25 protein-coding genes are annotated in these 24,102 nt (G+C 59.0%); 9 read left to right on the top strand and 16 right to left on the bottom strand.

All coding sequences use genetic code 11. The features are described from left to right. Positions 1-68: 68 nt before the first annotated feature. From J3P90_RS05790 to J3P90_RS05825, 8 genes are all read right to left on the bottom strand, one after another. Positions 69-803: an amino acid ABC transporter ATP-binding protein gene (locus tag J3P90_RS05790; protein ID WP_018614195.1), complete on the bottom strand. Its 735-nt coding sequence runs from the start codon at positions 801-803 to the stop codon at positions 69-71. Further along, the gene (locus J3P90_RS05795) at positions 800-1,471 is read right to left on the bottom strand and encodes an amino acid ABC transporter permease (protein WP_030140772.1); all 672 of its coding nucleotides are present in this window, start codon (positions 1,469-1,471) and stop codon (positions 800-802) included. The genes J3P90_RS05790 and J3P90_RS05795 overlap by 4 nt, the downstream gene beginning before the upstream one ends. After that, positions 1,471-2,217, bottom strand: coding sequence for an amino acid ABC transporter permease (locus J3P90_RS05800; protein ID WP_053124568.1), 747 nt, complete (start codon positions 2,215-2,217; stop codon positions 1,471-1,473). Before J3P90_RS05800 ends, J3P90_RS05795 begins: the two co-directional genes overlap by 1 nt. 189 nt (positions 2,218-2,406) lie before the next feature. After that, positions 2,407-3,321 (bottom strand): glutamate/aspartate ABC transporter substrate-binding protein, encoded by a 915-nt coding sequence (locus J3P90_RS05805; RefSeq protein ID WP_420765237.1) that lies wholly within the window; start codon positions 3,319-3,321, stop codon positions 2,407-2,409. A gap of 354 nt (positions 3,322-3,675) precedes the next feature. After that, the gene (gene glpD, locus J3P90_RS05810; protein WP_420765236.1) at positions 3,676-5,214 is read right to left on the bottom strand and encodes a glycerol-3-phosphate dehydrogenase; all 1,539 of its coding nucleotides are present in this window, start codon (positions 5,212-5,214) and stop codon (positions 3,676-3,678) included. A gap of 225 nt (positions 5,215-5,439) precedes the next feature. After that, complete coding sequence (locus J3P90_RS05815; RefSeq protein ID WP_420765235.1) at positions 5,440-6,195, bottom strand: DeoR/GlpR family transcriptional regulator; 756 nt, start codon at positions 6,193-6,195, stop codon at positions 5,440-5,442. An 85-nt stretch (positions 6,196-6,280) separates the two neighbouring features. After that, a complete protein-coding gene (glpK, locus tag J3P90_RS05820) occupies positions 6,281-7,786 on the bottom strand; it encodes a glycerol kinase GlpK (protein ID WP_420765234.1) in 1,506 nt (501 codons plus the stop codon). 84 nt (positions 7,787-7,870) lie between these two features. Then, positions 7,871-8,722: an MIP/aquaporin family protein gene (locus J3P90_RS05825; RefSeq protein WP_434675963.1), complete on the bottom strand. Its 852-nt coding sequence runs from the start codon at positions 8,720-8,722 to the stop codon at positions 7,871-7,873. A gap of 320 nt (positions 8,723-9,042) precedes the next feature. Between J3P90_RS05825 and ybaK the strand changes: the two genes are divergently transcribed. Both ybaK and J3P90_RS05835 read left to right on the top strand, forming a co-directional pair. Continuing rightward, positions 9,043-9,513 carry a Cys-tRNA(Pro) deacylase gene (gene ybaK, locus J3P90_RS05830; protein ID WP_420765231.1) on the top strand — a complete coding sequence of 157 codons (471 nt, stop codon included), beginning with the start codon at positions 9,043-9,045 and terminating at the stop codon, positions 9,511-9,513. 148 nt (positions 9,514-9,661) lie between these two features. Continuing rightward, positions 9,662-10,444 (top strand): PhzF family phenazine biosynthesis protein, encoded by a 783-nt coding sequence (locus J3P90_RS05835; RefSeq protein WP_420765230.1) that lies wholly within the window; start codon positions 9,662-9,664, stop codon positions 10,442-10,444. A 52-nt stretch (positions 10,445-10,496) separates the two neighbouring features. Here the strand turns inward: J3P90_RS05835 and J3P90_RS05840 are convergent, their stop codons facing one another. Beyond that, positions 10,497-11,606, bottom strand: coding sequence for an ABC transporter ATP-binding protein (locus J3P90_RS05840; protein WP_434675964.1), 1,110 nt, complete (start codon positions 11,604-11,606; stop codon positions 10,497-10,499). Then, positions 11,603-12,523, bottom strand: coding sequence for an ornithine carbamoyltransferase (gene argF / locus J3P90_RS05845; protein ID WP_434675965.1), 921 nt, complete (start codon positions 12,521-12,523; stop codon positions 11,603-11,605). The genes J3P90_RS05840 and argF overlap by 4 nt, the downstream gene beginning before the upstream one ends. 401 nt (positions 12,524-12,924) lie before the next feature. Here argF and J3P90_RS05850 point away from each other — a divergent pair, with 401 nt between their 5' ends. The 3 genes from J3P90_RS05850 (at position 12,925) to grxD (ending at position 15,894) form a co-directional block, all read left to right on the top strand. After that, positions 12,925-13,212, top strand: coding sequence for a hypothetical protein (locus J3P90_RS05850; RefSeq protein ID WP_420765227.1), 288 nt, complete (start codon positions 12,925-12,927; stop codon positions 13,210-13,212). A 131-nt stretch (positions 13,213-13,343) separates the two neighbouring features. Next, on the top strand, positions 13,344-15,452 hold the full coding sequence (locus tag J3P90_RS05855; protein ID WP_434675966.1) for a molybdopterin oxidoreductase family protein: 2,109 nt from the start codon (positions 13,344-13,346) through the stop codon (positions 15,450-15,452). A 100-nt stretch (positions 15,453-15,552) separates the two neighbouring features. Next, the gene (gene grxD, locus J3P90_RS05860) at positions 15,553-15,894 is read left to right on the top strand and encodes a Grx4 family monothiol glutaredoxin (protein ID WP_186569763.1); all 342 of its coding nucleotides are present in this window, start codon (positions 15,553-15,555) and stop codon (positions 15,892-15,894) included. A 98-nt stretch (positions 15,895-15,992) separates the two neighbouring features. On the opposite strand, the gene bfr is transcribed toward grxD, so the two are convergent. After that, entirely contained in the window at positions 15,993-16,466 is a 474-nt protein-coding gene (gene bfr / locus J3P90_RS05865) for a bacterioferritin (RefSeq protein WP_053124544.1), read from the bottom strand. Between the two features lie 198 nt (positions 16,467-16,664). Further along, entirely contained in the window at positions 16,665-16,883 is a 219-nt protein-coding gene (locus J3P90_RS05870) for a bacterioferritin-associated ferredoxin (RefSeq protein ID WP_039591750.1), read from the bottom strand. A gap of 284 nt (positions 16,884-17,167) precedes the next feature. Here J3P90_RS05870 and J3P90_RS05875 point away from each other — a divergent pair, with 284 nt between their 5' ends. Beyond that, on the top strand, positions 17,168-17,770 hold the full coding sequence (locus tag J3P90_RS05875) for a peroxiredoxin (protein ID WP_039591751.1): 603 nt from the start codon (positions 17,168-17,170) through the stop codon (positions 17,768-17,770). A 101-nt stretch (positions 17,771-17,871) separates the two neighbouring features. Here J3P90_RS05875 and rnt read toward each other — a convergent pair whose 3' ends face one another. Further along, the gene (gene rnt / locus J3P90_RS05880) at positions 17,872-18,549 is read right to left on the bottom strand and encodes a ribonuclease T (protein ID WP_420765224.1); all 678 of its coding nucleotides are present in this window, start codon (positions 18,547-18,549) and stop codon (positions 17,872-17,874) included. Beyond that, positions 18,546-19,592, bottom strand: coding sequence for a dihydroorotase (gene pyrC / locus J3P90_RS05885; protein WP_420765223.1), 1,047 nt, complete (start codon positions 19,590-19,592; stop codon positions 18,546-18,548). Before pyrC ends, rnt begins: the two co-directional genes overlap by 4 nt. 188 nt (positions 19,593-19,780) lie before the next feature. On the opposite strand from pyrC, the gene J3P90_RS05890 reads away from it, so the two are divergent. Beyond that, positions 19,781-20,779: a flagellar protein MotY gene (locus J3P90_RS05890; protein WP_434675967.1), complete on the top strand. Its 999-nt coding sequence runs from the start codon at positions 19,781-19,783 to the stop codon at positions 20,777-20,779. Positions 20,780-20,907: 128 nt separating this feature from the next. After that, complete coding sequence (locus J3P90_RS05895; RefSeq protein ID WP_024779511.1) at positions 20,908-22,125, top strand: argininosuccinate synthase; 1,218 nt, start codon at positions 20,908-20,910, stop codon at positions 22,123-22,125. Between the two features lie 87 nt (positions 22,126-22,212). Here J3P90_RS05895 and J3P90_RS05900 read toward each other — a convergent pair whose 3' ends face one another. Further along, complete coding sequence (locus J3P90_RS05900; RefSeq protein WP_434675968.1) at positions 22,213-22,710, bottom strand: hypothetical protein; 498 nt, start codon at positions 22,708-22,710, stop codon at positions 22,213-22,215. Between the two features lie 473 nt (positions 22,711-23,183). On the opposite strand from J3P90_RS05900, the gene J3P90_RS05905 reads away from it, so the two are divergent. Then, a complete protein-coding gene (locus J3P90_RS05905) occupies positions 23,184-23,810 on the top strand; it encodes a response regulator (protein WP_420765220.1) in 627 nt (208 codons plus the stop codon). Positions 23,811-23,859: 49 nt separating this feature from the next. Here the strand turns inward: J3P90_RS05905 and J3P90_RS05910 are convergent, their stop codons facing one another. Then, complete coding sequence (locus J3P90_RS05910; protein ID WP_420765219.1) at positions 23,860-24,045, bottom strand: PA3496 family putative envelope integrity protein; 186 nt, start codon at positions 24,043-24,045, stop codon at positions 23,860-23,862. Positions 24,046-24,102 lie beyond the last annotated feature (57 nt).

Here is a 24,102-nt window from a genome sequence, read left to right on the forward strand (position 1 = left end):
CCGCTGCGCGACCCAGCGGGAGCAAGCTCCCTCGCCACAAGGACAAGCGCGCCTAGAAAAGGCGATGCTTAGTGCTGCAGAATCTTCTCAAGGAAATGCTGTGCACGTTCGGAGCGGGCGCTGATGTCGCCGAAGAACTCTTCTTTCGGGCAGTCTTCGATGATCTGGCCCTGATCCATGAAGATCACCCGGTTCGCCACTTTGCGGGCGAAGCCCATTTCGTGGGTCACGCACATCATGGTCATGCCTTCGTGGGCCAGTTGCACCATCACATCGAGCACTTCGTTGACCATTTCCGGGTCAAGCGCCGAGGTCGGTTCGTCGAACAGCATTACCACCGGGTCCATCGCCAGCGCACGGGCGATCGCCACGCGCTGCTGCTGGCCGCCGGAGAGCTGGCCCGGGTGCTTGTGGGCGTGGGCCGACAGACCGACGCGCTCTAGCAGTTGCAGGCCTTTCTTGGTGGCTTCTTCCTTGCTGCGGCCCAGCACCTTGATCTGCGCGATGGTCAGGTTTTCGGTGATGGTCAGGTGCGGGAACAGTTCGAAGTGCTGGAACACCATGCCCACCCGCGAACGCAGTTTTGGCAGGTTGGTCTTCGGGTCGGCGATGGACGTGCCATCGACCACGATGTCGCCTTTCTGGAAGGGCTCAAGGGCGTTCACGCACTTGATCAGCGTGGACTTGCCCGAACCCGACGGCCCGCACACCACCACAACCTCGCCTTTGCTGACCTCGGTGCTGCAATTGGTCAGTACCTGGAAGTCCCCATACCACTTGTTGATGTTTTTGATAGAGATCATACGGCGAACCTTTTTTGCAGACGCTTGACCAGCAGCGAGGCGGCAAAGCTGATTGTGAAGTACACGAGACCTGCGATGATCAGGAACTCATTGGAGCGGCCGATGATGTCGCCATTGGCTCGCGAAGCATTGAGGAAGTCCACCAGACCGACCGTGTAGACCAGCGAGGTGTCCTGAAACAGGATGATGCTCTGTTGCAGCAACAGCGGGGTCATCTTGCGGAACGCCTGGGGCAGGATGATCAGGCGCATGACCTGGCCATAATTCATGCCCAGTGCCTGTGCCGCGCCCATCTGGCCCTTGGGGATCGACTGCACGCCGGCCCGGACGATTTCGCAGAAGTACGCCGCCTCGAACATCATGAACGCCACGACGCAGGAGCCGAACGCGCCGATCGGCGTGTCTTCGCCAGTGATCCAGCGCAGCACGAACGGGACCGCCAGGTAGAACCAGGTGATGACCAGCAGCAGCGGGATCGAGCGGAAATAGTTGACGTAGGCGCCAGCGATGTTGGAGATCAGCTTGTTGTGGGACAGGCGCATCAGCGCCAGGATCGTCCCCAGGATAATCCCACCGACGACACCCAGGGCCATCAGTTTGAGAGTCATCACCATGCCGTTCCACAAGCCGGGAATGGCCGGGATGATGCCTGTGAAGTCGAATTCCATTATTTACCCCCCACGGAGATCAGGCCGGGCACCGCGACTTTCTTCTCGACCATGCGCATGAGCAGCATCAGGCTCATGTTCAACGTGAAGTAGATCAGCGTCGCCAGGGTAAAGGCTTCGAACAGGTTGGCCGAGAATTCGGCGGTCTGCTTGGTCTGCGCGAGCAGCTCCATCAGGCCGATCAGCGACGCCACGGAGGAGTTCTTGAAGACGTTGAGGAATTCCGAGGTGAGCGGCGGAATGATGATCCGGTAGGCCTGGGGCAGCAGCACGTTCCAATAGATCTGCGGCAGTTTGAAGCCCATGGCCCGGGCAGCGGATTCCTGGCCGCGCGGCAGCGCCTGGATGCCGGTGCGCACCTGTTCGCAGACCCGCGCGGCGGTGAACAGGCCCAGGCACACGACGACGCTCAGGTAGGCCGAGGTGGTCGGGTTCAGGTCCTGCTTGTACCACTCCTGCATGTCGGCGGGCAGCAGGTCCGGCACCAGGAAGTACCAGATGAACAGTTGAACCAGCAGTGGCACGTTACGAAAGAGTTCCACGTAGCAAGTCGCGATGCCCGATACCAGCCGGTTCGGCACGGTACGCATCACACCCAGGATCGAGCCCAGCAGCAGGGCAATGATCCAGGCGACGACGGCGATGGCGATGGTCCAGCCCAGGCCGGCCACGTACCAGTCGAGATAAATCTCGCTGCCCACGCCGGTGGACTTGAAGAACACGCCCCAGTCCCAGTTGTAATTCATTAGGGTCTCCCCTCAGATCGTTCGATGTACAAGTATCTGCAGGGGGAAATCCTTTCCCGCCCAATCTTGAGGATCGGGCACACACTCACGGCTCGACTTACCGTTGCGAGTGTTTCCTTTGGTTCCAGCAGGGAATGACACACTCCTGGAAAGGGCCGCGCCCTTCCAGGAGGTAAGGTTAGTCAGAAATCAGGATTTCTTATCGTCAGCCGCTTTATCGGTCGGGTTGGCGATCAAAGCCTTGAGCTCGTCGCTCATCGGGAAGTTCAGGTTCAGATTTTTAGGCGGGATAGGTTGGGTGAACCATTTGTCGTAGATCTTGTTGATCTCGCCAGACTTGTAGCTGGCGACAATGGCGTCATCGACAACCTTTTTGAACGGCTCGTCGCCCTTACGCATCATGCAGCCATAGATTTCGTAGGATTGGGGAGTACCGGTTACTTCCCAGTCGGTCGCCCTCTTGGCCTTGGCGGCTTCGCCGGCCAGCAGGGCGTCATCCATCATGAACGCGACGGCACGGCCCGATTCCAGCATCTGGAAGGATTCGCCGTGGTCCTTGGCGGAGATGACGTTCATGCCCATTTGCTTGTCGGCATTCATCGCCTTGAGGATGCGCTCGGACGTGGTGCCGGCGGTGGTCACGACGTTCTTGCCCTTGAGATCGTCGAAATCCTTGTATTTGGAATCTTTCTTGGAGAGCAGCCGGGTGCCGATCTCGAAGATGCCAACCGAGAAGGCGACTTGTTGCTGACGCTCGACGTTGTTGGTGGTGGAGCCGCACTCCAGGTCCACGGTGCCGTTCTGCACCAGTGGGATACGGGTCTGCGAGGTGACCAGGTTGTACTTGACCTGCAGGTTCGGCACGTCCAGCTCTTTTTTCAGGGCTTCGACGACTTGCAGCTGGATGTCATGGGAGTAGCCGACGGGCTTGCCGGAAGCGTCCGCGATATAGGAAAACGGAATGGAGGCGTCGCGGTGGCCGAGCGTGATGACGCCGGACTCTTTGATCTTTTTCAGCGTGCCGGTCAGTTCGGCTGCGAATACCGGAGTGCTGATCAGAGCGGCAGCAACGGCTGCGCCCAGGAGATGGGGAACGATGCGCATCGATGTTTCCTCGACATTGTTTTTTTTGTATTCGGCCGGTTCACCGGCCCTGAGTGCTTCGAATGCCTGAAAGCTCCTGTTGTGTTGGCGTAACAGGCGTTCGTCTCCACGAGTGTAGAGCATGACTCGTGCCAGGCCAGTGGCCTATCACTATCATGTTGTTTTTAAAGGAAATTAATGTTTTGTTTCAGCTTTTTGGTCTTTTGTTTATCCGGTTTGCCGAACTGACCGCTGGGTCGTGTTCGGAAAACCGAATGGCTTGAGCCCCACCAATCCGTGGGATAGGCGGTGTGTTCCAAAATGCAAAAAGCCCCTGGATCGTAGATTCAGGGGCTTTTGGTCTTGCGGGTACTGTCACGCCGCTTCAATTTTGCGCCGATTGTGCTCGACCTTTTGCAGATACTGCTGGAGCTTGTCCTGCTCTGCGGCGGTGGTAAACAAGCCCAGCTTGCTGCGGCGCCAGAGGATGTCCTGGGCATCGATGGCCCACTCGTCGCTGCACAGGTAATCGACTTCGCGGGTGTAGAGGCCTGCGCCAATGTGCTCGCCCAGGTCGACGAGGTTGTGTACGCCTTCGAGCATGCGCCAGGTGCGGCTGCCGTACGTGGTGGCCCAGCGGCGGGCGATGTCGGTCGGCAGCCAGTCGAACTTGTCGCGAATCGCCGAGCACAGCGCCTGCGGGGTCGTCATGTTTTCGCCCCCCGGCAAGGTTGCCAGGGCGGTCCAGCTTGGACGCATCTGCGTAAAGTATGGCGCCAGTTGCGCCATCGCCGATTCGGCCAGCTTGCGGTAAGTGGTCAGCTTGCCACCGAATACCGAAAGCAGTGGCGCCTCTTGACCTGCGGCAGAAAGCGCCAGGGTGTAATCCCGGGTTACGGCGGAAGGGTTGTCGGACTCGTCGTTGCACAACGGCCGGACGCCGGAATAACTGTGCAGGATGTCGTCGCGGCTGACCTGTTTCTTGAAGTGGGCGTTGACCACTTTCAGTAGGTAATCGGTTTCGCCTTCGGTAATCGCGACCTTCGCCGGATCGCCGGTGTATTCGCGATCTGTCGTGCCGATCAGGGTGAACTGGTTCAGGTAGGGGATAGTGAAGACAATGCGCTGGTCCTCGTTCTGGAGAATATGCGCATGCTCGCCTTCGTAGAGTTTCGGAACGATCAAGTGGCTGCCCTGAATCAGGCGGATACCGTAAGGCGATTCCATCTTCAGGTCGTCACGAATGAACTTGGCCACCCACGGGCCGGCGGCGTTGACCAGGGCCTTGGCCTGGATCGAAAACAGGCTGCCGTCGGCACGCTCCAGATGCAACTGCCAAAGGCCCTTGCTGCGACGGGCGCTGACGCAGCGGGTGCGGGTATGTACGTGGGCGCCTTTTTCCCGCGCCGCCATGGCGTTGAGTACCACCAGCCGGGCGTCGTCAACCCAGCAGTCCGAGTATTCGAAGCCCTTGGTGATTTCGCTTTTCAGTACGCTGTCAGCGCCAAATTTCAAACTCCTGGAGCCGGCGAGCTGCTCGCGCTTGCCCAGATGATCGTAAAGGAACAGGCCGGCGCGGATCATCCAGGCGGGGCGAAGATGCGGCCGATGGGGCAGCACGAAGCGCATCTGCTTGACGATGTGTGGGGCTTTGGCCAGGAGGACTTCGCGCTCGGCCAGCGCTTCGCGCACCAGGCGGAATTCATAATGTTCGAGATAGCGCAGGCCGCCATGTATCAGCTTGCTGCTGGCTGAAGAAGTATGGCTGGCGAGGTCGTCCTTTTCGCAAAGGAACACCGAAAGGCCGCGACCGGCCGCGTCCGCAGCGATCCCCACGCCATTGATGCCGCCGCCTATAACGGCGATGTCATAGATCTCTGCGAGAGGGGGCGTAGGCAAGGTGGTAGTGGGCATCGGCTGGCCTCGGGCTCTTTTCGAAATATTTGAATTCGAACATTAATGTTCATTTGCGAAAAATACTAGCCCATAAAAACGGCAACGGCCAGTTGGATTCGATTGAAAATACTGATCGAATGCCGCCGAAAGGAAAATTTTCGAACAAAAAGAGAATTGCGGAATGCTTCTGTGGCGAGGGGATAAACCCCCTCGCCACCAGGGTTCTGGGCACGGGGCGCGGAGCTAGACCACTTCCAATCGAATCTTGTGCTGGGTCAGCAGATGCGCCAGGGCTGGCACGGGCTGCTGGTCGGTTACCAGGCAATCGATCAGGCTGATCGGGCCCAGGCGGACCATGGCGTTGCGCCCGAATTTGCTGGAATCTGCTGCCAACAGCACCTGCCGAGCGTTGGCGATGATGGCTTGGGACACCCGCACTTCCTGGTAATCGAAGTCCAGCAGGCTTCCGTCCTCATCGATGCCGCTGATGCCCACCAGGGCGAAGTCGACCTTGAACTGGCTGATGAAGTCGACACTGGCCTGGCCAACCACGCCGCCGTCGCGTCGCACATTGCCGCCGGCGATCAGGACTTCGAAATCATCCTTTGCGCTGAGGATCGACGCCACGTGCAGGTTGTTGGTGATGACTTTGAGGTGGTTGTGATTGAGCAGCGCCCGGGCGATGGATTCGGTGGTGGTGCCGATGTTGATGAACAGCGACGCGTGATCGGGAATCTGGGCGGCGATGGCTTCGGCGATGCGTTGCTTCTCATCGCGCATCTGGTCCGCGCGCATGGCGTAGGCGGTGTTTTCCACGCTTGAATCGTAAGCCGCGCCGCCGTGATAGCGGCGCAACAGATTCGCTTCCGCCAATTGATTGATGTCGCGGCGGATGGTCTGTGGGGTGACGACGAATAATTGCGCCATTTCCTCGATGCTGACATAGCCGCGTTCGCGGACCAGTTCGAGGATTTGTTGCTGGCGGGGAGGCAGATTCATGGGGCTTCCTTTGGGCTGCCATTCAAAATTTGCCCATGATGCCGCAGGAATCCCCTCCCGACCAGTTTCAGAACTTTAACGGGCCTTATTCGGCGTCTTCGTGGGGCTCCCAATCGCGGGTGCGGCTGACGGCTTTTTTCCAGCCAGCGTAGAGTTTTTCCTTGGCTTGCTCGTCCAGTTGCGGTTCGAACTCACGCTCGATTACCGCTTTGCCGCGCAGTTCTTCCAGGCTGCTCCAGAAACCGCACGCCAGGCCGGCCAGGTACGCTGCACCGAGGGCAGTGGTTTCGCGCATTTTTGGGCGTTCGACCTGGGTGCCAAGGATATCCGCCTGGAATTGCATGAGGAAGTTGTTGGCCACCGCGCCGCCGTCTACGCGCAAGGACTTGAGGCGCTCGCCGGAGTCTTGCTGCATGGCGTCGAGCAGATCGCGGGTCTGGTAGGCGATGGATTCCAGCGTGGCCCGGATAATATGGTCGACCCGCACGCCACGGGTCAGGCCGAACAGCGCGCCACGGGCATAAGGGTCCCAGTAAGGCGCGCCCAGGCCAGTGAACGCCGGGACCAGATACACCCCATTGCTGTCCTTGACCTTGTTGGCGAAGTACTCGGTGTCGAGCGCATCGTTGATGATCTTCAGTTCATCGCGCAGCCACTGAACGGTAGACCCGCCATTGAACACTGCGCCTTCCAGGGCATAGGCCACTTCACCGCGAGGGCCGCAGGCGATGGTGGTGAGCATGCCGTGATTGGATTTGACCGCTTTGTCACCGGTATTCATCAGCAGGAAACAGCCGGTGCCGTAGGTGTTTTTCGCCTGGCCCGGTTCCACGCACATCTGGCCGAACAGGGCGGCCTGCTGGTCACCGGCGATACCGCCGATGGCGATGCCGCTCTTGGTGCGGCCGTAGATTTGTGAGGACGATTTGACCTCCGGCAGCATTTCCCGAGGGATGTTGAGGATGTCGAGCATCTTCGCGTCCCACTCCAGCGTATGGATGTTGAAAAGCATGGTGCGCGAGGCGTTGGTGTAGTCGGTGACATGGACCTTGCCGCCGGTAAATTTCCAGATCAGCCAGCTGTCCACGGTGCCGAACAGCAACTCGCCGTTGCGTGCGCGCTCGCGGCTGCCTTCGACGTTATCCAGGATCCACTTGAGCTTGGTGCCGGAAAAATACGGATCGGTGACCAGGCCGGTGGCTTCGCTGATGTACTGCTCATGGCCGTCACGCTTGAGCTGCTGGCAGATTTCAGTGCTGCGCCGACATTGCCAGACAATGGCGTTGTAGATCGGCCTGCCGGTCGACTTGTCCCAGACCACCGTGGTTTCGCGCTGGTTGGTGATGCCGATGGCGGCGACCTGGTCGTGATGCAGCCCGGCCTGGGCAAGCGCTTCGACCATGACCGCGCTCTGGGTGGCGAAGATCTCCATCGGATCGTGTTCGACCCAGCCTGGCTGTGGGTAATGCTGGACGAATTCTCGTTGGGCCGTGCAGACCACGTTGGCGTCACGGTCGAAAATAATGGCACGTGAGCTGGTCGTGCCCTGGTCGAGGGCAATGATGTAGTTCTTATTCTCAATGTCGGTCATGTCGATTGCCTTGGGACTTAGGTAACGTAATTAAGGAAGAGGCCAGGGCGGGAGCTCGAATGACAGGCGCCCGCGCCGACTGTTTCAGGACGTTCTGGGCTTGCCATCAATGGCCGGCTCTGGCTCCTTTGCAGCAACCACGGCGCTGGGCAGGTGGCGAGCGATGAGCCCGCGATAAGCAGCAGCACCCAGGCATGCGCCAAGGATCGGCGCAAAAATCGGTACGAGGAAGTATGGAATGTCACGCGCCCCGGTGAGTGAAATTTCACCCCAGCCAGCGAAGAAAGTCATCAATTTCGGACCGAAATCCCGCGCCGGGTTCATCGCGAAACCTGTCAGTGGCCCCATCGAACTGCCGATCACGGCGATCAGCAAGCCGATCAGCAGCGGCGCCAGCGGGCCGCGCGGCAGGCCGTTGTTATCATCGGTCAAGGACATGATCACGCCCATCAGGATGGCGGTGATGATCATCTCGACCAGGAAAGCTTGGCCGGTGGACAGTGCCGGGTGGGGGTAGGTGGAGAACACCGACGCCAGTTCGAGGCTGGCCACGGTGCCCCGGATCATGTGGCGGGACTGTTCGAAATCGAAGAACAAATTGCTGTACAGCGTGTAGACCAGCAGTGCGCCGCAGAACGCGCCGGTCACTTGGCAAACGATATAGAAAGGCAGTTTGCGTTTTTCGAAGTCAGTGAAAATGCACAGGGCGATGCTGACGGCGGGGTTCAGATGTGCGCCGGAAATGCCCGCGCTGAAATAAATCGCCATGCTGACACCGACGCCCCAGATGATGCTGATTTCCCACAAGCCGAAACTGGCGCCCGCGACCTTGAGCGCTGCAACGCAACCGGTGCCGAAAAAAATCAACAGGGCCGTACCCAGGAACTCCGCCAGGCATTGGCTGGAGAGCGAAGGTTGTTGTAAAGCAGTCGTCATTCAAACCTCGGTTCTTTTTGTTGTCCTGCGCGGCGGAAAACAACCCGTCGTCGCCTTTTCGCCGAGTGCCGGATCCCCATCCTGCGCTCGGGGTGTTGCTTGAGACACGCGTTTCTGCTTTCAGTTTCGAAAAAATATAGACAAGAAACGCCGCTGTCAAAGGTCGAAAGTGAACCGTCGGTCATATTGGGATTATTCGTTCCATAATGAATTTTTCCGGCGTGGCGCGGCGTCGACATCGGCGGTCTGCGCAGCCTTTTGCCTGGGGATCGCTTAGAATTCTCGCCACTCTTTTTGTTGTTTCCCTGTCAGGAGCGGTCATGACCCCCGCATTGGATCTGCTGAAAAAAGTGCGTGCCGAACATCGTATTCACAGTTACGAACATGACCCCAAGGCCGCGTCCTATGGTCTGGAAGCCGCAGAGAAACTGGCTCTGGAACCGGCGCGAGTGTTCAAGACGCTGTTGGCCGCGAGTGAGAAAGGTGAATTGCTGGTGGCGGTGGTGCCGGTCGCCGGGAGTCTGGACCTCAAAGCGCTGGCCCATGCGGCCGGGGTAAAGAAAGTCGAGATGGCCGATCCAGCCGCCGCGCAGCGTTCGACAGGTTATTTGCTGGGGGGCATCAGTCCGCTGGGACAGAAGAAGCGCCTGCGCACGTTTATCGACTCATCCGCACAGCCGTTCCCCACTGTGTTCGTCAGCGCGGGAAGACGAGGCCTGGAGGTGGAGTTGGCGCCCGCGTTGCTGGCGGAGCATACCGGAGCGGCGTTTGCGGATATTGGCCGCGGGTGAGGAGCAAGCGCCTCTGCCAGGATGAATCTTTCCAACCGTCCAGGCGTCCAACCTTTCAATGTGTAAGGCGAAAATTGTGTCGATCTGTCACTGGATAAACGGTGCCTGCGCAGCTCATGCTCACGCATCATAAAAAAGGAGATGTGCCATGCAGCTTGCGTTTCATCAGGTCGATGCGTTCAGTGACCGGCCCTTTGGCGGTAACCCGGCGATGGTCTATCGGCTCGATGCCTGGCTTGCCGATGACCTGATGCAAAAGATTGCCGCCGAACATAACCTGGCTGAAACCGCGTTTTTGGTGCGCGAAAACCAGCACTGGCATATCCGCTGGTTCACCCCGACCACCGAGGTGCCCTTGTGTGGTCATGCCACGTTGGCCAGCGCTTATGTGTTGTTCGAGGTCTATCACGAAACCGTGGAGCGGCTGGACTTCATCTGCAAATCCGGAGCGCTGAGCGTCACGCGCGAGGGCGAACGGCTGTGGTTGGATTTCCCTGCCATCGTGCCGGCCGAATTGGGCGCGTCCCTGGCGGTCCAGAGTGCCTTGGGTGTCGAGGCGGTGGATGTGCTGAGTTCCAACGAATTGTTCGTGGTATTGGAGTCGGAGCAGGCGGTGCTCGAATGCAAGCCGGACATGGCGGCCCTGGCGAAACTGCCATGGCCTGGCGCGATCGTGACCGCGCCGGGAAGCAAGCACGATTTCGTCTCGCGCTATTTTGCTCCGGCGATTGGTATCAATGAGGATCCGGTCACCGGGTCGACTCATTGCAGCCTTATTCCCTACTGGTCCAAGCGGCTGAACAAGCTCGGGCTGACGGCGTATCAATGCTCGGCAAGGGGAGGGGCATTGTTCTGCCGGCTGGAAGGTGACCGGGTGAAGATCGGTGGGCATGCCACGTTGGTGGCCAGCGGGACTCTATCAGTCGGTTGAGGTCAATGAGGTTCTGTGGGGGCGCGCTTGCTCGCTCCCACAGGGTGTAGCGTCAATTGGCGACGCTATGCCGTCGCACGCCGCTGTCGATCGACGGCAAATGCGCTGCCGTACTGCCCGAGGCCTGGAACAGCACCAGGTGTTCGGCGGCCACGCGAATACCGACAGTCGCCCCGACCTGATGGTCGGCGTGGCTTGGGAAAATCGATTCCAGTTGCGCACCCGTCGGCAATTGCAGGCGATACAAGGTCGAAGCGCCCAGAAAAGTCTTACCGACGATGGTAGCCGTGAGCGGGCTGTCAGGCGCGTAGACGATATCGTCCGGGCGCAGCAGCACATCCACGGCACTGCCGATGGGCCAGGTATAGGCCCGGTTTCCCCGTAGCGTCCCCAATTCGGTCTGCACTGATTCCGGGCTGTCGAGCCGGCCTCGGATGAAATAGCCCTGGCCGATAAAGCTGGCGACATAAGGCGTCAGGGGTTCGTGGTAAAGGTTGTAGGGCGTATCCCACTGTTCCAGCCGACCCTCCCGGAATACGCCGACATGATCACTCACGGCGAAGGCTTCTTCCTGGTCATGGGTCACCAGAATCGCGCTGGTGCCGCGAGCCTTGAGGATGTCCCGCACCTCATGGCTGAGCTTGCGTCGCAGCTCGCCATCGAGGTTGGAGAAGGGCTCGTCGAGCAGCAGCAATTGCGGCTCGGGCGCCAATGCCCTGGCGAGCGCCACGCGTTGTTGCTGGCCTCCGGAGAGCTCATGGGGAAAACGTTTACCGAGGTTCTTCAGGTTGACCAGTTCCAGCAGCTCTTCGACCACACGGTTCTTGCCAGGGTGTTTACGAATGCCGAATGCCATGTTCTCGGCGACACTGAGGTGCGGGAACAGTGCGTAGTCCTGGAATACCATGCCGATGCGACGTTTTTCCGGGGCCAAGGTGAAACCCGCGCGGGAAATGATTTCCCCGGCCAACTGGATCTCGCCTTCGTGTACCGGTTCGAAACCGGCGATGGCCCGCAGGGTCGTGGTCTTGCCGCACCCGGACGAGCCCAGCAAGCAGCCGATGTCGCCCGCATTGAGGTGCAGGTTGAGGTTCTGGACGACTCGCTGGTCCTGGTACCCGCAGGCCAGGTTATGCAGATTCAGTAACAAGGAGTGACTCATGCGTGGTGATACGCCGGCTCGACGAGGAATTCGAGCAGGGCCTTCTGTGCGTGGAGACGGTTTTCTGCCTGGTCCCAAGCGACGGATCGCGGGTCTTCCAGCAGGTCGAGGCTGATTTCCTCGCCGCGATGGGCGGGTAGGCAATGCATGAACAGCACCTCGGCGTCCGCCAGGTCGAGCAGGGCCCGTGTGACCTGCAACGGCGCGAACAGCTTGACGCGCTTGGCGGCTTCCTCTTCCTGGCCCATGGAGGTCCAGACGTCGGTGCTCACCAGGTGCGCGCCGGCCACGGCCAGCTTCGGATCACGGACCAGCGACACCCGGTCCCCGGCCTTGACGAGCAGTTCTGCATCCGGGTCATAGCCTTCAGGGCAAGCGATCCGTAGCTGGAAGTCGAATTGCATCGACGCTTCTATATAGCTGTTGCACATGTTGTTGCCATCGCCGACCCAGGCAACGGTTTTGCCCTGGATCGAGCCGCGGTGCTCGAGGAAGGTCTGCATGTCGGCCAACAGCTGGCAAGGGTGCAGATCGTCGGATAGGCCGTTGATCACCGGCACGCGGGAATAGGCGGCGAATTCGGTCAGGGTACTGTGGGCAAAGGTACGGATCATCACGGCGTCGAGCATGCTCGACATGACGATGGCGCAATCGCTGATCGGCTCGCCACGTCCCAGTTGAGTGTCGCGGGGCGACAGGAAAATCGCCTGGCCGCCAAGCTGGATCATGCCGGCTTCGAAAGAGATGCGCGTGCGCGTGGATGACTTCTCGAAAATCATCCCCAGCACACGGTTTTTCAAGGGCTCGAACAGTACGCCGCGTTTACGCAGGTCCTTGAGCTCAACGCCTCGACGGATCACGGCGAGCAACTCATCGGGCGTGAAATCCATCAGGGAGAGAAAGTGCCTTGCGCTCATGATTGACTACCTTTTTGTAACGGACCGCAGATGCTCAGAGCCTTGTTTCATGGAAAAACGGGCGAGACCTGCGGCAAAAGCCGCACGGGGCGACGAAATAGGGGAAAGGCGCGATATTGACATTAAATGTCGCGTCTTACCAATAGGCTACGGTTATGAGGGATTTCAGCGAGGCCAATGCAGAGTTGCATTGGCGTGGTTGAGGCCGGTTTCCTGACAGCAGCGGGTTCATTTGTACACTGGCGTTGCGTCGCTTGGCAATCGAGCTGGGCGGGCATCGGGTGGTTGGCGGTCGGTTTTTGACCCGCTGGCCCGGGTCGTCGGTCTGTTGCCCAATGTGAAATATTTCCTAATGCAGGACCCTGGGTTATAAATGAACCCCTAGCCGCAGGAGCCCCGAAATGGATTCGAAAGAGCAACGACTGATGGAACTGTTGGGGCTGACGGCACGCACCCTGACCCACCTGACCGCTTCGGTGACGTCCATGTCATTCGAATTGCTGCGCAGCGATGACGAAGTGACCAAGGCGGCGGGGCGCCGCATGATCGATCGGATGGCCACGATCAGCGGTGGTCTCGATGAGCACTGGCGCTTGATTGGCGAGTTGACCGGGGTGCCCATGGCCCAGGAGGAAGTGCAGACCATCGAGGAAATCCAACTGCTGGCGCCTCCTCCCGAGCAGCCTTGACAGCGACGCATCGGCGGGCATGATGCCTGGCGATTCACAGGACGAACGTCGCTGGCGCTACCGGGCATCCCGCGCCATAGTTTTGTTCCCGCGGCCCAAAGTGCCCGCTACGAATAAAACAGAGGCTGGCCATGACCAAGACCCTCCATCACCGTGCGTGCCATCTGTGCGAGGCCATCTGTGGCCTGACTCTCGAAACCACCGAAACCGAAGGCCAAGGCCTGGCGATCACCTCGATCAAGGGTGATCCGCTGGACAGTTTCAGTCGTGGGCACATCTGCCCCAAGGCCGTGGCGTTGCAGGATATCCAGAACGATCCGGACCGCCTGCGCCAGCCCATGCAACGAGTCGGCGGCGAGTGGCTGCCCATCGCCTGGGACGACGCCTTTGCCTTGGTGGCCGAACGCCTTGCGGCGATCCAGGAGCGCCACGGCCAGAACGCGGTGGGGGTCTATCAGGGCAACCCCAGCGTGCACAACTATGGATTGATGACCCACAGCAACTATTTCCTCGGCTTGTTGAAAACCCGCAGCCGCTTTTCGGCGACTTCGGTTGATCAATTGCCCCATCACCTGACCAGTCACTTGATGTACGGTCACGGCTTGCTGCTGCCGATACCGGACATCGATCACACCGATTTCATGCTGATCCTGGGGGGTAATCCGCTGGCTTCCAATGGCAGCATCATGACCGTGCCGGATGTGGAGAAACGGCTGAAGGCAATCCAGTCCCGGGGCGGCCGGGTGGTGGTGGTCGATCCGCGGCGCAGCGAGACGGCGGCCATCGCCGACCAGCATGTATTCGTACGCCCCGGCGGCGATGCCGCGCTGCTGTTTGGCTTGCTTGGCACCTTGTTCAGCGAAGGACTGACGCGTGGCAGTCATTTGCCGGTGGACGGCCTCGAAGAGGTGCGCCAGGCCGTTGCACCTTTCACCGCAGAGGCCATGAGCCCGCTTTGTGGGGTGCCTGCCCCGCAGATCCGCCAATTGGCCCGTGATTTCGCTGCCGCGCCGTCGGCCGTGTGCTATGGCAGGATGGGTGTTTCGACCCAGGCTTTCGGCACGCTGTGCCACTGGCTGATCCAAGTGATCAACCTGGTGACCGGCAATCTCGATCGAGTGGGCGGGGCACTGTGCACCGAGCCAGCGGTGGATTTGGTGGCGACCACTTCGGGCGGGCATTTCAATCGCTGGCAAAGCCGTGTATCCGGGCGTCCCGAATATGCGGGCGAGTTGCCTGTATCGACCCTCGCTGAAGAAATGCTCACCGAGGGCGAAGGGCAGATCCGTGCGCTGGTCACCGTGGCCGGCAACCCCGTGCTGTCCACGCCTAACGGACGGCAGCTCGAGCAAGCGCTGGATGGGCTTGAGTTCATGGTCAGCATCGACTTGTACATCAACGAAACCACGCGCTACGCCGACTTGATCCTGCCGTCGACCTCGGCCCTGGAAAATGATCATTACGACACCACGTTCAACCTGTTCGCCGTGCGTAACGTCAGCCGCTTCAACCGGGCCATCCTGCCCAAGCCCGAGGGAGCGCTGCACGATTGGGAAATTTTTGTCGGCCTGGCCAAGGCTTTTGCCGCCCGGACCGGCAAGGAGCTCAAGCCGACGATGCCGCCGGCGCAGATGATCGATTTCGGCCTGCGAGCCGGGATGTATGGCGATGCTTCGCCCTACAGGTTGTCCTTGGCAACGCTGTTCGATCATCCCCACGGTATCGAACTCGGAGCGCTCAAGCCCAATCTGACGGCCCGGTTGAAAACCGAAAATGGCCGCGTGCAGGCTGCGCCCGCCGTCATCCTCGCCGACCTGGCGCGCTTTGCCGCGTTGCGAGCGCCGGCAGCGGACGAGTTGTTGATGATTGGCCGGCGCCATGTGCGCAGCAATAACTCATGGATGCATAATTTCCACCGGCTGGTGAAAGGCAAGCCGCGTCATCAATTGCTGATGCATCCGCAAGACCTTGCCAGCCGGGGGCTGGTCGATGGGCAGCGCGTGAAGGTCAGCTCCCGGGTCGGCGTGATTGAAGTGGAGGTCCAGAGCAGCCCGGACATGATGAAAGGCGTGGTCAGCCTTCCTCACGGTTGGGGGCATGCTCGTCCTGGCGTGCAGATGACCATCGCCAGCGGACAGCCTGGGTCCAGCGCCAACGACCTGACCGATGAGCGCCAGCTCGATGAGTTATCCGGCAACGCGGCGCTGAACGGTGTTCCGGTGAAGGTGGCGGCTGCGTAAAATTGTCCCCGGGGCGGACCGAGCAAGGTGCTCGGCTTTCCGTTACAATGCGCCACCGTGTCGACATCTGTAGTCGCAAAAGTTCAAGCCGAGGTGCTCCGTGGATATCATCGAAACGATCAAAGAACAGATTGCCAACAACACCATCCTGCTCTACATGAAAGGCTCGCCGAACGCCCCACAGTGCGGCTTCTCGGCCAAGGCTGCTCAGGCGGTGATGGCGTGTGGCGAGAAGTTCGCCTACGTGGACATCCTGCAGAACCCGGAAATCCGCGCCAACCTGCCCAAGTATGCCAACTGGCCAACCTTCCCACAGTTGTGGGTTGGCGGTGAGCTGATCGGCGGCAGTGACATCATGACCGAGATGGCCGCCGACGGTTCGTTGCAGTCCACGATCAAGGCAGCTGTGGAAGCAGCGGCGGCTAACAAGTCCGAAGCCTGATCGACCGCAGTACTGTAGGAGCCTGGCCATCCAGGCAATAAAAAGCCCCGCACCTCGAAAGAGGGCGGGGCTTTTTAATGGCTTGCTTTCGAGGGCGCTTATTCTTCGCCCATCTGCGATTGCAGGTAATTTTCCAGACCGATCTTGTCGATCAGGCCCAGCTGGGTTTCGAGCCAGTCGATGTGCTCTTCCTCGGATTCGAGAATGTCTTCCAGCAGTTCGCGGCTACCGAAGTCGCCAACGCTTTCGCAATGGGCAATGGCGGCTTTCAGGTCGGCGTGGCCGGTGCGCTCGATGCGCAGGTCGCATTCGAGCATTTCACGGGTATGTTCGCCGATGTGCAGCTTGCCCAGGTCCTGGACGTTCGGCAGGCCTTCGAGAAACAGGATTCGCTTGATCAGCTTGTCCGCATGTTTCATTTCATCGATGGATTCGTGGTACTCGTGCTTGCCCAGCTTGTTCAGGCCCCAATCCTCGTACATGCGTGCATGCAAGAAGTACTGATTGATCGCGACCAGCTCATTGGCAAGGATCTTGTTGAGATGCTGGATGACTGTAATGTCGCCTTTCATGATGAGGGCCTGCCCTGATAACTGTGTATTAAGGCGGAGTTTGAGCCGAGCTATTACGAGTGTCAAACCTAAGTTATTGAATAATAAATGAAAATTAATCGGAATAAGAATGTTTGTGTTCCGCGTCTGGAAGCTAAGCATTTGATTTTCGGGCATAAAAAAACCGGACATTGAGTCCGGTTCTTTGAATATCTGGATTTATGCGGCCGTAAATTCTGCCGGATAAGGGATCGAGGCTTGCGCGGTCTGAACTTTGGCGAGGGTTTCACGCACCACTTCCTTGGCGAGGCAGGCGCATTTGCCGCATTGGCTGGCTACGCCGGTGGCCTGGCGGACTTCCCGGTAGCTGCAGCAACCCTCATAGATCGCTTCGCGGATTTGTCCGTCGGTGACGCCAGTGCAGAGGCATACATACATAAGTGAGAACCGTCGCTGGTTGTGACTCAATTGAGACGGATCTTAATGTGAACGAGAATGATTGTCAAAGTGGTTTCCTGCGCTGGTTGACGAACGGCGTCGAGCGCCTGCCATCAAGCGGGCATCGGATTTCCAGGGCCGCCAAAAAACCGTTGAGGACAGGCCAAACGTGCGGTGTATGATGGTCGGTCCTTGCAAAGCGGGTTCGTGTCACAGGGCTGTCGCCTGAGGGTGGCAGGCTGGCGCGGACCTTGTTTTCACGTTACTACACCAGGAGATATCCAATGAGCGTACTCGTAGGCAAACAAGCCCCTGACTTCACCGTTCCCGCCGTCCTCGGCAATGGCGAAATCGTCGACAGCTTCACCCTGTCCTCGGCCATCAAAGGCAAATACGGCCTGGTGTTCTTCTACCCGCTGGACTTCACTTTCGTTTGCCCGTCCGAGCTGATCGCACTGGATCACCGCATGGACGACTTCAAGGCGCGCAACGTTGAAGTGGTCGCCGTTTCGATCGACTCGCACTTCACCCACAACGCCTGGCGCAACACCGCCATCAATGCCGGTGGCATTGGCCCGGTGAAATACACCATGGCTGCCGACATGAAGCACGAAATCGCCAAGGCCTACGACGTTGAGTCCGAAGGCGGCGTGGCCTTCCGTGGCGCGTTCCTGATCGACGACAAAGGCGTGGTCCGTTCGCAGATCATCAACGACCTGCCGCTGGGACGTAACATGGAAGAGCTGATCCGTCTGGTTGACGCCCTGCAGTTCCACGAAGAGCATGGCGAAGTCTGCCCGGCCAACTGGAAAAAAGGCGACAAGGGCATGACCGCATCGCCTGAAGGTGTAGCTGCCTACCTGGGCGAGCACAGCGACAAGCTGTAAGCGCACCCATGCATAAAAAAACCGGCCCTCGATGGGCCGGTTTTTTTATGGACGTTTCTTGGCGCAGCACAGATCCCTCGCCACAAAGAGCCAGGCTGATGTCAGTCGTCGAAATCCTGCCAGCCACCCATTTCCTTCCACCGGTTGACGATGCCGCAAAACAGCTCGGCGGTTTTCTCGGTGTCGTAGCGGGCCGAATGGGCTTCACGGCCATCGAAATCGATGTCGGCTGCCTGGCACGCCTTGGCCAACACGGTCTGGCCATACGCCAGGCCTGCAAGGGTGGCCGTGTCGAAGCTGGAGAACGGATGGAAAGGGTTGCGCTTCATGTCCAGGCGCGCCACGGCGGCATTGAGGAAGCCCAGGTCGAAGCTGCTGTTGTGGCCAACCAGGATCGCTCGCTTGCAACCGTTGGCCTTCAGCGCCTTGCGCACACCACGGAAGATGTCGGTCAGCGCGGTTTCTTCGCTGACGGCCATGCGCAGCGGATGATCGAGCTTGATCCCGGTGAACTCCAGGGCAGCCGCTTCGATGTTGGCGCCTTCGAACGGTTCGACCCGGAAGAAATAGGTGTGGTCGGGGAAGACGAAGCCTTTCTCGTCCATGCCGATGGTCGTCGCGGCGATTTCCAGCAGCGCATCGGTGGCCGAGTTGAAACCGCCGGTTTCTACATCGACCACGACCGGCAGATAACCCCGGAAGCGAGCCGCCATTGGATGGCGCGGGCCGCCTGAGCCGCCGTTGCCGTCCAGTTCGTCATCGAAATGATCTTCACTCACGCGTTTTCCTCCAGCAGGCGCCAGCGCAGTTTTTCACCGGCGCGCAGCGGGATGACAGTCTGCTCGCCAAACGGCAGGCTGGCAGGGGCGGTCCACTCATCGCGAACCAGGGTAATACGATCGGTGTTCACCGGCAGGCCATAGAAGCGTGGGCCATGCAGGCTGGCGAAACCTTCGAGCTTGTCCAGGGCGTTGCGCTGCTCGAATGCCTCGGCATACATCTCGATGGCGGCGTAGGCGGTGTAACAGCCGGCGCAACCGCAGGCGGCTTCCTTGGCGTGACGGGCGTGGGGCGCCGAGTCGGTGCCCAGGAAGAACTTGGCGCTGCCGCTGGTGGCGGCGTCCAGCAAGGCTTCCTGATGGGTGTTGCGCTTGAGGATCGGCAGGCAGTAGAAATGCGGCCGGATCCCGCCCACCAGCATGTGGTTGCGGTTGTACAGCAGGTGGTGTGCGGTAATGGTCGCGCCGACGTTGGCCGAGGCCTCGTTGACGAATTGCACGGCATCGCCGGTGGTAATGTGCTCGAACACCACCTTTAGCGTCGGGAAGCGTTCGACGACGCGACGCATGTGCTCGTCGATGAAGATCTTCTCGCGGTCGAACACATCGACGTCGCCCCGGGTGACCTCGCCATGGATCAACAATGGCATGCCGACTTCGGCCATGACCTCCAGCGCAGGGAAGATCTTGTCGATGCTGGTGACACCGGAATCCGAGTTGGTGGTGGCGCCAGCGGGGTACAACTTGGCCGCGTGGACGAAACCACTGGCCTTGGCCTCGCGTATTTCTTCGGGCTGGGTGCGGTCGGTGAGGTAAAGCACCATCAGCGGTTCGAAGCGGCTGCCAGCCGGGCGTGCAGCCAGGATGCGCTGGCGATAGCCATCGGCCTCGGCAGCGTTACGCACGGGCGGAACCAGGTTAGGCATGATGATGGCGCGGCCAAAAGTGCGCGCGACATCGGCGACGGTATGGGTCAACACAGCACCATCGCGAAGATGAATATGCCAGTCGTCGGGACGCAGCAGGGTCAGGCGGTCGGACATGGGGGGCTTCCAGGCGGGTAAATCTCTGGCGAATGCTACCGGAAAAGACCGATCCGGGCACCCGCTATCAAGTTTTGCCGCAAGTTACCGATAGCCCCTTCAGGTGTGCCACGATTGCGTGCAGTGTCTAGGCCAAGCGGCATGCCCAGCGTTTTTCGATTTCCGTATAAAAGCCAGTGGAGCCTCCCGTGCGCCAGCGTTATCTAGCCTTGCTCAGTGTGTTTGCCAGCCTTCCTGCGATGGCGCTCACTTTCCAGACCCGTCTGGAGAGCATTGAGTGGACGGTCGAAGGCGATAAGTTCGAGTGTCGGCTGAGTCAGCCGATCACCGATTTTGGCAGCGGCGAATTCGTGCGCAAGGCGGGCGAGCAGGCCACGTTCCGGCTCAAGGCCTATAACCCGATGCTCGGTGGCGGCTCCGCGACGTTGCTGGCGGCGGCGGCGCCCTGGCAGCCAGGACGAGGCGATATCAACCTGGGCTCGGTCAGGATCGGTAGCGGCGATGTGCTGTTCAACAGCTCCCAGGTGCAGGCGGGCCGCTTGATCAGCGGGCTGATGGAAGGTCGCAGCCCCGTGGTGCGGCGTAACACCGACGATGGGCGGGTGTCGGAAGTCCGGTTGTTGCCCGTGCGCTTCAACAAGGCGTTCAACGATTACCAGGGCTGTGTCGCGAAGCTGTTGCCGAAGAACTTCGAACAGATCAAGCAAACCCAGATCGGTTTTCCCGGCGAAGGCATCGAGCTCGACGCCCAGGCCAAGGCTCAGTTGCAGGTCATGCTCGACTTCATCAAGGCTGACCCGAGCGTCAATCATGTCGAACTCGACGGCCACTCCGACAACAGTGGCAACCGCCTGACCAACCGCGAGCTGTCGCGCCGCCGGGCCCTGGCCGTCCAGGACTTCTTCAAGGCCAACGGCTTCCAGGAGTCTCAGTTCACCGTTCGCTTCCATGGCGAGCGTTATCCGCTGGTGCCCAATACCAACGCCGCCAATCGGGCCAAGAACCGTCGTGTGCTGGTAAAACTGGAGCGGGGCGCCGCACCGGCCTCGGCCCCACAGCCGCCAACCCCTGCGACAACGCCTGCGGTGCCTGCCATGGCGCCCGCTGCCGCGCCGGGCAAGCCGGCGACGCCGGTGGCCCCGGCCAAGGCGGCTACGCCTGCTGCGGCTACTGCGCGCACTTCCTGATCGCGCCTTGATCGTCGCGCAGCTGACATAATCTGTCGCTTCGTCGTCATAAGCTGTCGCGCCTCTGTAAATTATCCGCGGTGGACGTTAGACTTGCCGGCTTTCCGTACAACCCGTGGAGTGATGGCATGGCGGACGTAAACAAGGTCGTTCTGGCGTATTCCGGCGGCCTGGACACTTCGGTGATCCTCAAGTGGCTGCAGGACACATATAACTGCGAAGTGGTGACCTTCACCGCTGACCTGGGACAGGGCGAGGAAGTCGAGCCTGCACGCGCCAAGGCCCAGGCCATGGGCGTCAAAGAGATCTATATCGATGACCTGCGCGAAGAATTCGTCCGCGACTTCGTCTTCCCGATGTTCCGCGCCAACACTGTTTACGAAGGCGAATACCTGCTGGGCACGTCCATCGCCCGTCCGCTGATTGCCAAGCGCTTGATCGAAATCGCCAACGAAACCGGTGCCGATGCCATTTCCCATGGGGCGACCGGCAAGGGCAACGACCAGGTACGTTTCGAGCTGGGTGCCTATGCCCTCAAGCCGGGCGTGAAGGTCATTGCTCCATGGCGCGAGTGGGACTTGCTGTCCCGTGAAAAGCTGATGGACTACGCCGAGAAGCACGCGATCCCGATCGAGCGTCATGGCAAGAAAAAATCTCCGTACTCGATGGATGCCAACCTGTTGCACATCTCCTATGAAGGCGGCGTGCTGGAAGACACCTGGACCGAGCACGAAGAAGACATGTGGCGTTGGACCGTCTCCCCCGAGAAGGCTCCCGATACCCCGCAATACCTGGAACTGACCTATCGCAATGGCGACATCGTTGCGCTCGATGGCGTGGAAATGAGCCCGGCCACTGTGCTGGCGACCCTGAACCGCATCGGTGGCGAACACGGCATCGGTCGCCTCGACATCGTCGAGAACCGCTATGTCGGTATGAAGTCCCGTGGTTGCTACGAAACCCCAGGCGGCACCATCATGCTGCGCGCCCACCGGGCGATCGAATCGATCACCCTGGATCGCGAAGTGGCTCACTTGAAGGATGAGTTGATGCCCAAGTACGCCAGCCTCATCTACACCGGCTACTGGTGGAGCCCTGAGCGTCTGATGCTGCAACAGATGATCGATGCCTCCCAGGTCAATGTGAACGGTGTCGTGCGCCTGAAGCTGTACAAGGGCAACGTGATCGTGACCGGGCGCAAGTCCGACGACTCGCTGTTCGATGCCAACATCGCCACTTTTGAAGAAGACGGTGGTGCCTACAACCAGGCCGACGCGGCCGGCTTCATCAAGCTCAACGCCCTGCGCATGCGCATCGCGGCGAACAAGGGTCGCAAGCTGTTCTGATGCAATCCGAAAACGGCCTGCCGCATGGCAGGCCGTTTTCTGTTATTTCCCCATCCCGTGTGTCGCTGCAGCCGTTTCCCTTATGGCTCACCCCGCCTGTTTATCCGGCAGTGTCCCTGCGCCGTTCCCGTTGTAAACAACGAAGACGATGATGGTTTTGCCCTCAAGACGCCGTCCCGAGTCCTTAGCCCAATACATGTCGACCGACGGGTGGGATGAAGTGTGCTTGAACGCATCGTCCAGAGCCGTGCACTTATTCCATCGATAAGACTGCGACAGGAAATCAGCCTTGCGTCCTTGAAGTGATCTACGTCTACGCCGACAGGATGACTCAGCCGCACCCCTTATGAAGTGCTTGGTCTTGTGGAAATCCGAGGGCGAGTACAAGGAACGGTAGTTGAAGTTGAGTGTGATAAAGAAAAGAAATAACAGGTAAAACGGGAAGCTGATGAGGAACCATACATAGTACTCTCGCTCTTCATCATCCAGAAACGGCAAGGAAATAGCTGCGGAAGTTTCGGAGATCGTTGCGAATACAGCGATCAGTGTCAGGGGGTTGGCGATGGTTCTTAATGATCTTTTCATGGTGGGTGCTCATAAGTAATAGTGTGCTCGATTGTTTGAGTTGATCGAATAAATGAAATTGCCGGGCCGCTAGAATAACCCTGCGATCAGGCAGCGTTCTCTTTCGTGTGCTGGTAAGTGGAGTCTTTTTTATACAGAAAACTGAATCTTCCGAGCTAAACTTTTGCGGTTTGTCTATAAATAAATCGTTAACTTTTTATGAGGGAAATGCTTTTCCCTGGGTGGCAGGTAATCAGGTTTTTGACGAGAAGGCGCATTATTCATAGGGTGTTCGACGCGTGAGAATTGCCGTTCGCACCCCTCGGGAAAATTCATGGCACATTATTTCGAAGGTTATTTGTAGGATTTTTCTGCGTTGCTTGTAGGTTGCGTCTTTCGCTGCGAGCGGTAAGGGGGGGACGACATGCCAAGGAAGAAATGACTAGGCTATTGTGCGTGCTCTAAAAATTCGAACAGCGAAGTTGGATTTGCCCATGAATAAAGTGCTGATCGTGGATGATCATCCCGTCATTCGTCTTGCTGTACGTTTGCTGATGGAGCGTCATGGATATGAAGTTATTGCCGAAACGGATAACGGCGTCGATGCATTGCAGATTGCCCGGGAACAAATGCCCGACATCGTTATTCTGGATATTGGAATTCCGAAGTTGGATGGATTGGAGGTTATCGCTCGCCTGACCATCAATCCTTCGCCATTGAAAGTGCTGGTGCTGACTTCCCAGGCCCCTGGACATTTTTCGATGCGCTGCATGCAAACGGGGGCCGCCGGCTATGTATGCAAACAGCAGGACCTGACCGAACTGTTGAGTGCGATAAAAGCGGTGCTGTCGGGCTATAGCTATTTTCCCAACCAGGCATTGCACACGGTGCGTTCAAGCCTTGGCAATGCCAGCGAGTCGGATATGGTGGAACGTTTGTCCGGGCGAGAGATGATGGTGCTGCAGCAACTGGCTCGCGGTAAGACCAACAAAGAGATCGCGGATGGGATGTTCCTGAGCAACAAGACCGTCAGCACCTACAAAACCCGCTTGTTGTTGAAGCTCAATGCCCGTTCGCTGGTGGACCTGATTGAACTGGCACAACGAAATGGACTGGTCTGAATCGGGCACGCGTACAGTAAAAAGCCTCCATCTGGGAGGCTTTTACGTGTCAGAGATCAAAATCGTAATCGGCGAGTTGCTTTTGGAGACGACGCTCTTCCAACAGGTTGTCGATGGTGCGGCGTTTACTCAGGTTGGTTTTTGCCACTTCCACGACAACAGGTTCCGCATCGTCACCTTCAACGGCGACGAAATCGTCTTCCACTACATCCAGTTGTTCTTTGCCAGTACTCATGGGGTCGACTCCAGGCTAAGACTGCCATTGGCGCTCCTTATATCGATAAACAACCGG

It is taken from the genome of Pseudomonas sp. D3-10 (genome assembly GCF_051132175.1).
Classification (GTDB): Bacteria; Pseudomonadota; Gammaproteobacteria; order Pseudomonadales; family Pseudomonadaceae; genus Aquipseudomonas.

Excerpts from the sequence above, each read along its gene's own strand:
- pyrC (WP_420765223.1), bottom strand. The coding sequence starts at position 19,592 with ATGTCCGACCGCCTGACCCTGCTGCGTCCCGACGACTGGCATATTCAT.
- ybaK (WP_420765231.1), top strand. The coding sequence starts at position 9,043 with ATGACCCCCGCATTGGATCTGCTGAAAAAAGTGCGTGCCGAACATCGT.
- J3P90_RS05800 (WP_053124568.1), bottom strand. The coding sequence starts at position 2,217 with ATGAATTACAACTGGGACTGGGGCGTGTTCTTCAAGTCCACCGGCGTG.
- bfr (WP_053124544.1), bottom strand. The coding sequence starts at position 16,466 with ATGAAAGGCGACATTACAGTCATCCAGCATCTCAACAAGATCCTTGCC.
- J3P90_RS05825 (WP_434675963.1), bottom strand. The coding sequence starts at position 8,722 with ATGACGACTGCTTTACAACAACCTTCGCTCTCCAGCCAATGCCTGGCG.
- J3P90_RS05850 (WP_420765227.1), top strand. The coding sequence starts at position 12,925 with ATGGATTCGAAAGAGCAACGACTGATGGAACTGTTGGGGCTGACGGCA.
- J3P90_RS05870 (WP_039591750.1), bottom strand. The coding sequence starts at position 16,883 with ATGTATGTATGCCTCTGCACTGGCGTCACCGACGGACAAATCCGCGAA.
- J3P90_RS05815 (WP_420765235.1), bottom strand. The coding sequence starts at position 6,195 with ATGAATCTGCCTCCCCGCCAGCAACAAATCCTCGAACTGGTCCGCGAA.
- glpK (WP_420765234.1), bottom strand. The coding sequence starts at position 7,786 with ATGACCGACATTGAGAATAAGAACTACATCATTGCCCTCGACCAGGGC.
- J3P90_RS05840 (WP_434675964.1), bottom strand. The coding sequence starts at position 11,606 with ATGAGTCACTCCTTGTTACTGAATCTGCATAACCTGGCCTGCGGGTAC.
- J3P90_RS05895 (WP_024779511.1), top strand. The coding sequence starts at position 20,908 with ATGGCGGACGTAAACAAGGTCGTTCTGGCGTATTCCGGCGGCCTGGAC.
- argF (WP_434675965.1), bottom strand. The coding sequence starts at position 12,523 with ATGAGCGCAAGGCACTTTCTCTCCCTGATGGATTTCACGCCCGATGAG.
- J3P90_RS05835 (WP_420765230.1), top strand. The coding sequence starts at position 9,662 with ATGCAGCTTGCGTTTCATCAGGTCGATGCGTTCAGTGACCGGCCCTTT.
- J3P90_RS05805 (WP_420765237.1), bottom strand. The coding sequence starts at position 3,321 with ATGCGCATCGTTCCCCATCTCCTGGGCGCAGCCGTTGCTGCCGCTCTG.
- J3P90_RS05790 (WP_018614195.1), bottom strand. The coding sequence starts at position 803 with ATGATCTCTATCAAAAACATCAACAAGTGGTATGGGGACTTCCAGGTA.
- J3P90_RS05875 (WP_039591751.1), top strand. The coding sequence starts at position 17,168 with ATGAGCGTACTCGTAGGCAAACAAGCCCCTGACTTCACCGTTCCCGCC.
- J3P90_RS05795 (WP_030140772.1), bottom strand. The coding sequence starts at position 1,471 with ATGGAATTCGACTTCACAGGCATCATCCCGGCCATTCCCGGCTTGTGG.
- J3P90_RS05900 (WP_434675968.1), bottom strand. The coding sequence starts at position 22,710 with ATGAAAAGATCATTAAGAACCATCGCCAACCCCCTGACACTGATCGCT.
- J3P90_RS05910 (WP_420765219.1), bottom strand. The coding sequence starts at position 24,045 with ATGAGTACTGGCAAAGAACAACTGGATGTAGTGGAAGACGATTTCGTC.
- J3P90_RS05855 (WP_434675966.1), top strand. The coding sequence starts at position 13,344 with ATGACCAAGACCCTCCATCACCGTGCGTGCCATCTGTGCGAGGCCATC.
- J3P90_RS05905 (WP_420765220.1), top strand. The coding sequence starts at position 23,184 with ATGAATAAAGTGCTGATCGTGGATGATCATCCCGTCATTCGTCTTGCT.
- glpD (WP_420765236.1), bottom strand. The coding sequence starts at position 5,214 with ATGCCCACTACCACCTTGCCTACGCCCCCTCTCGCAGAGATCTATGAC.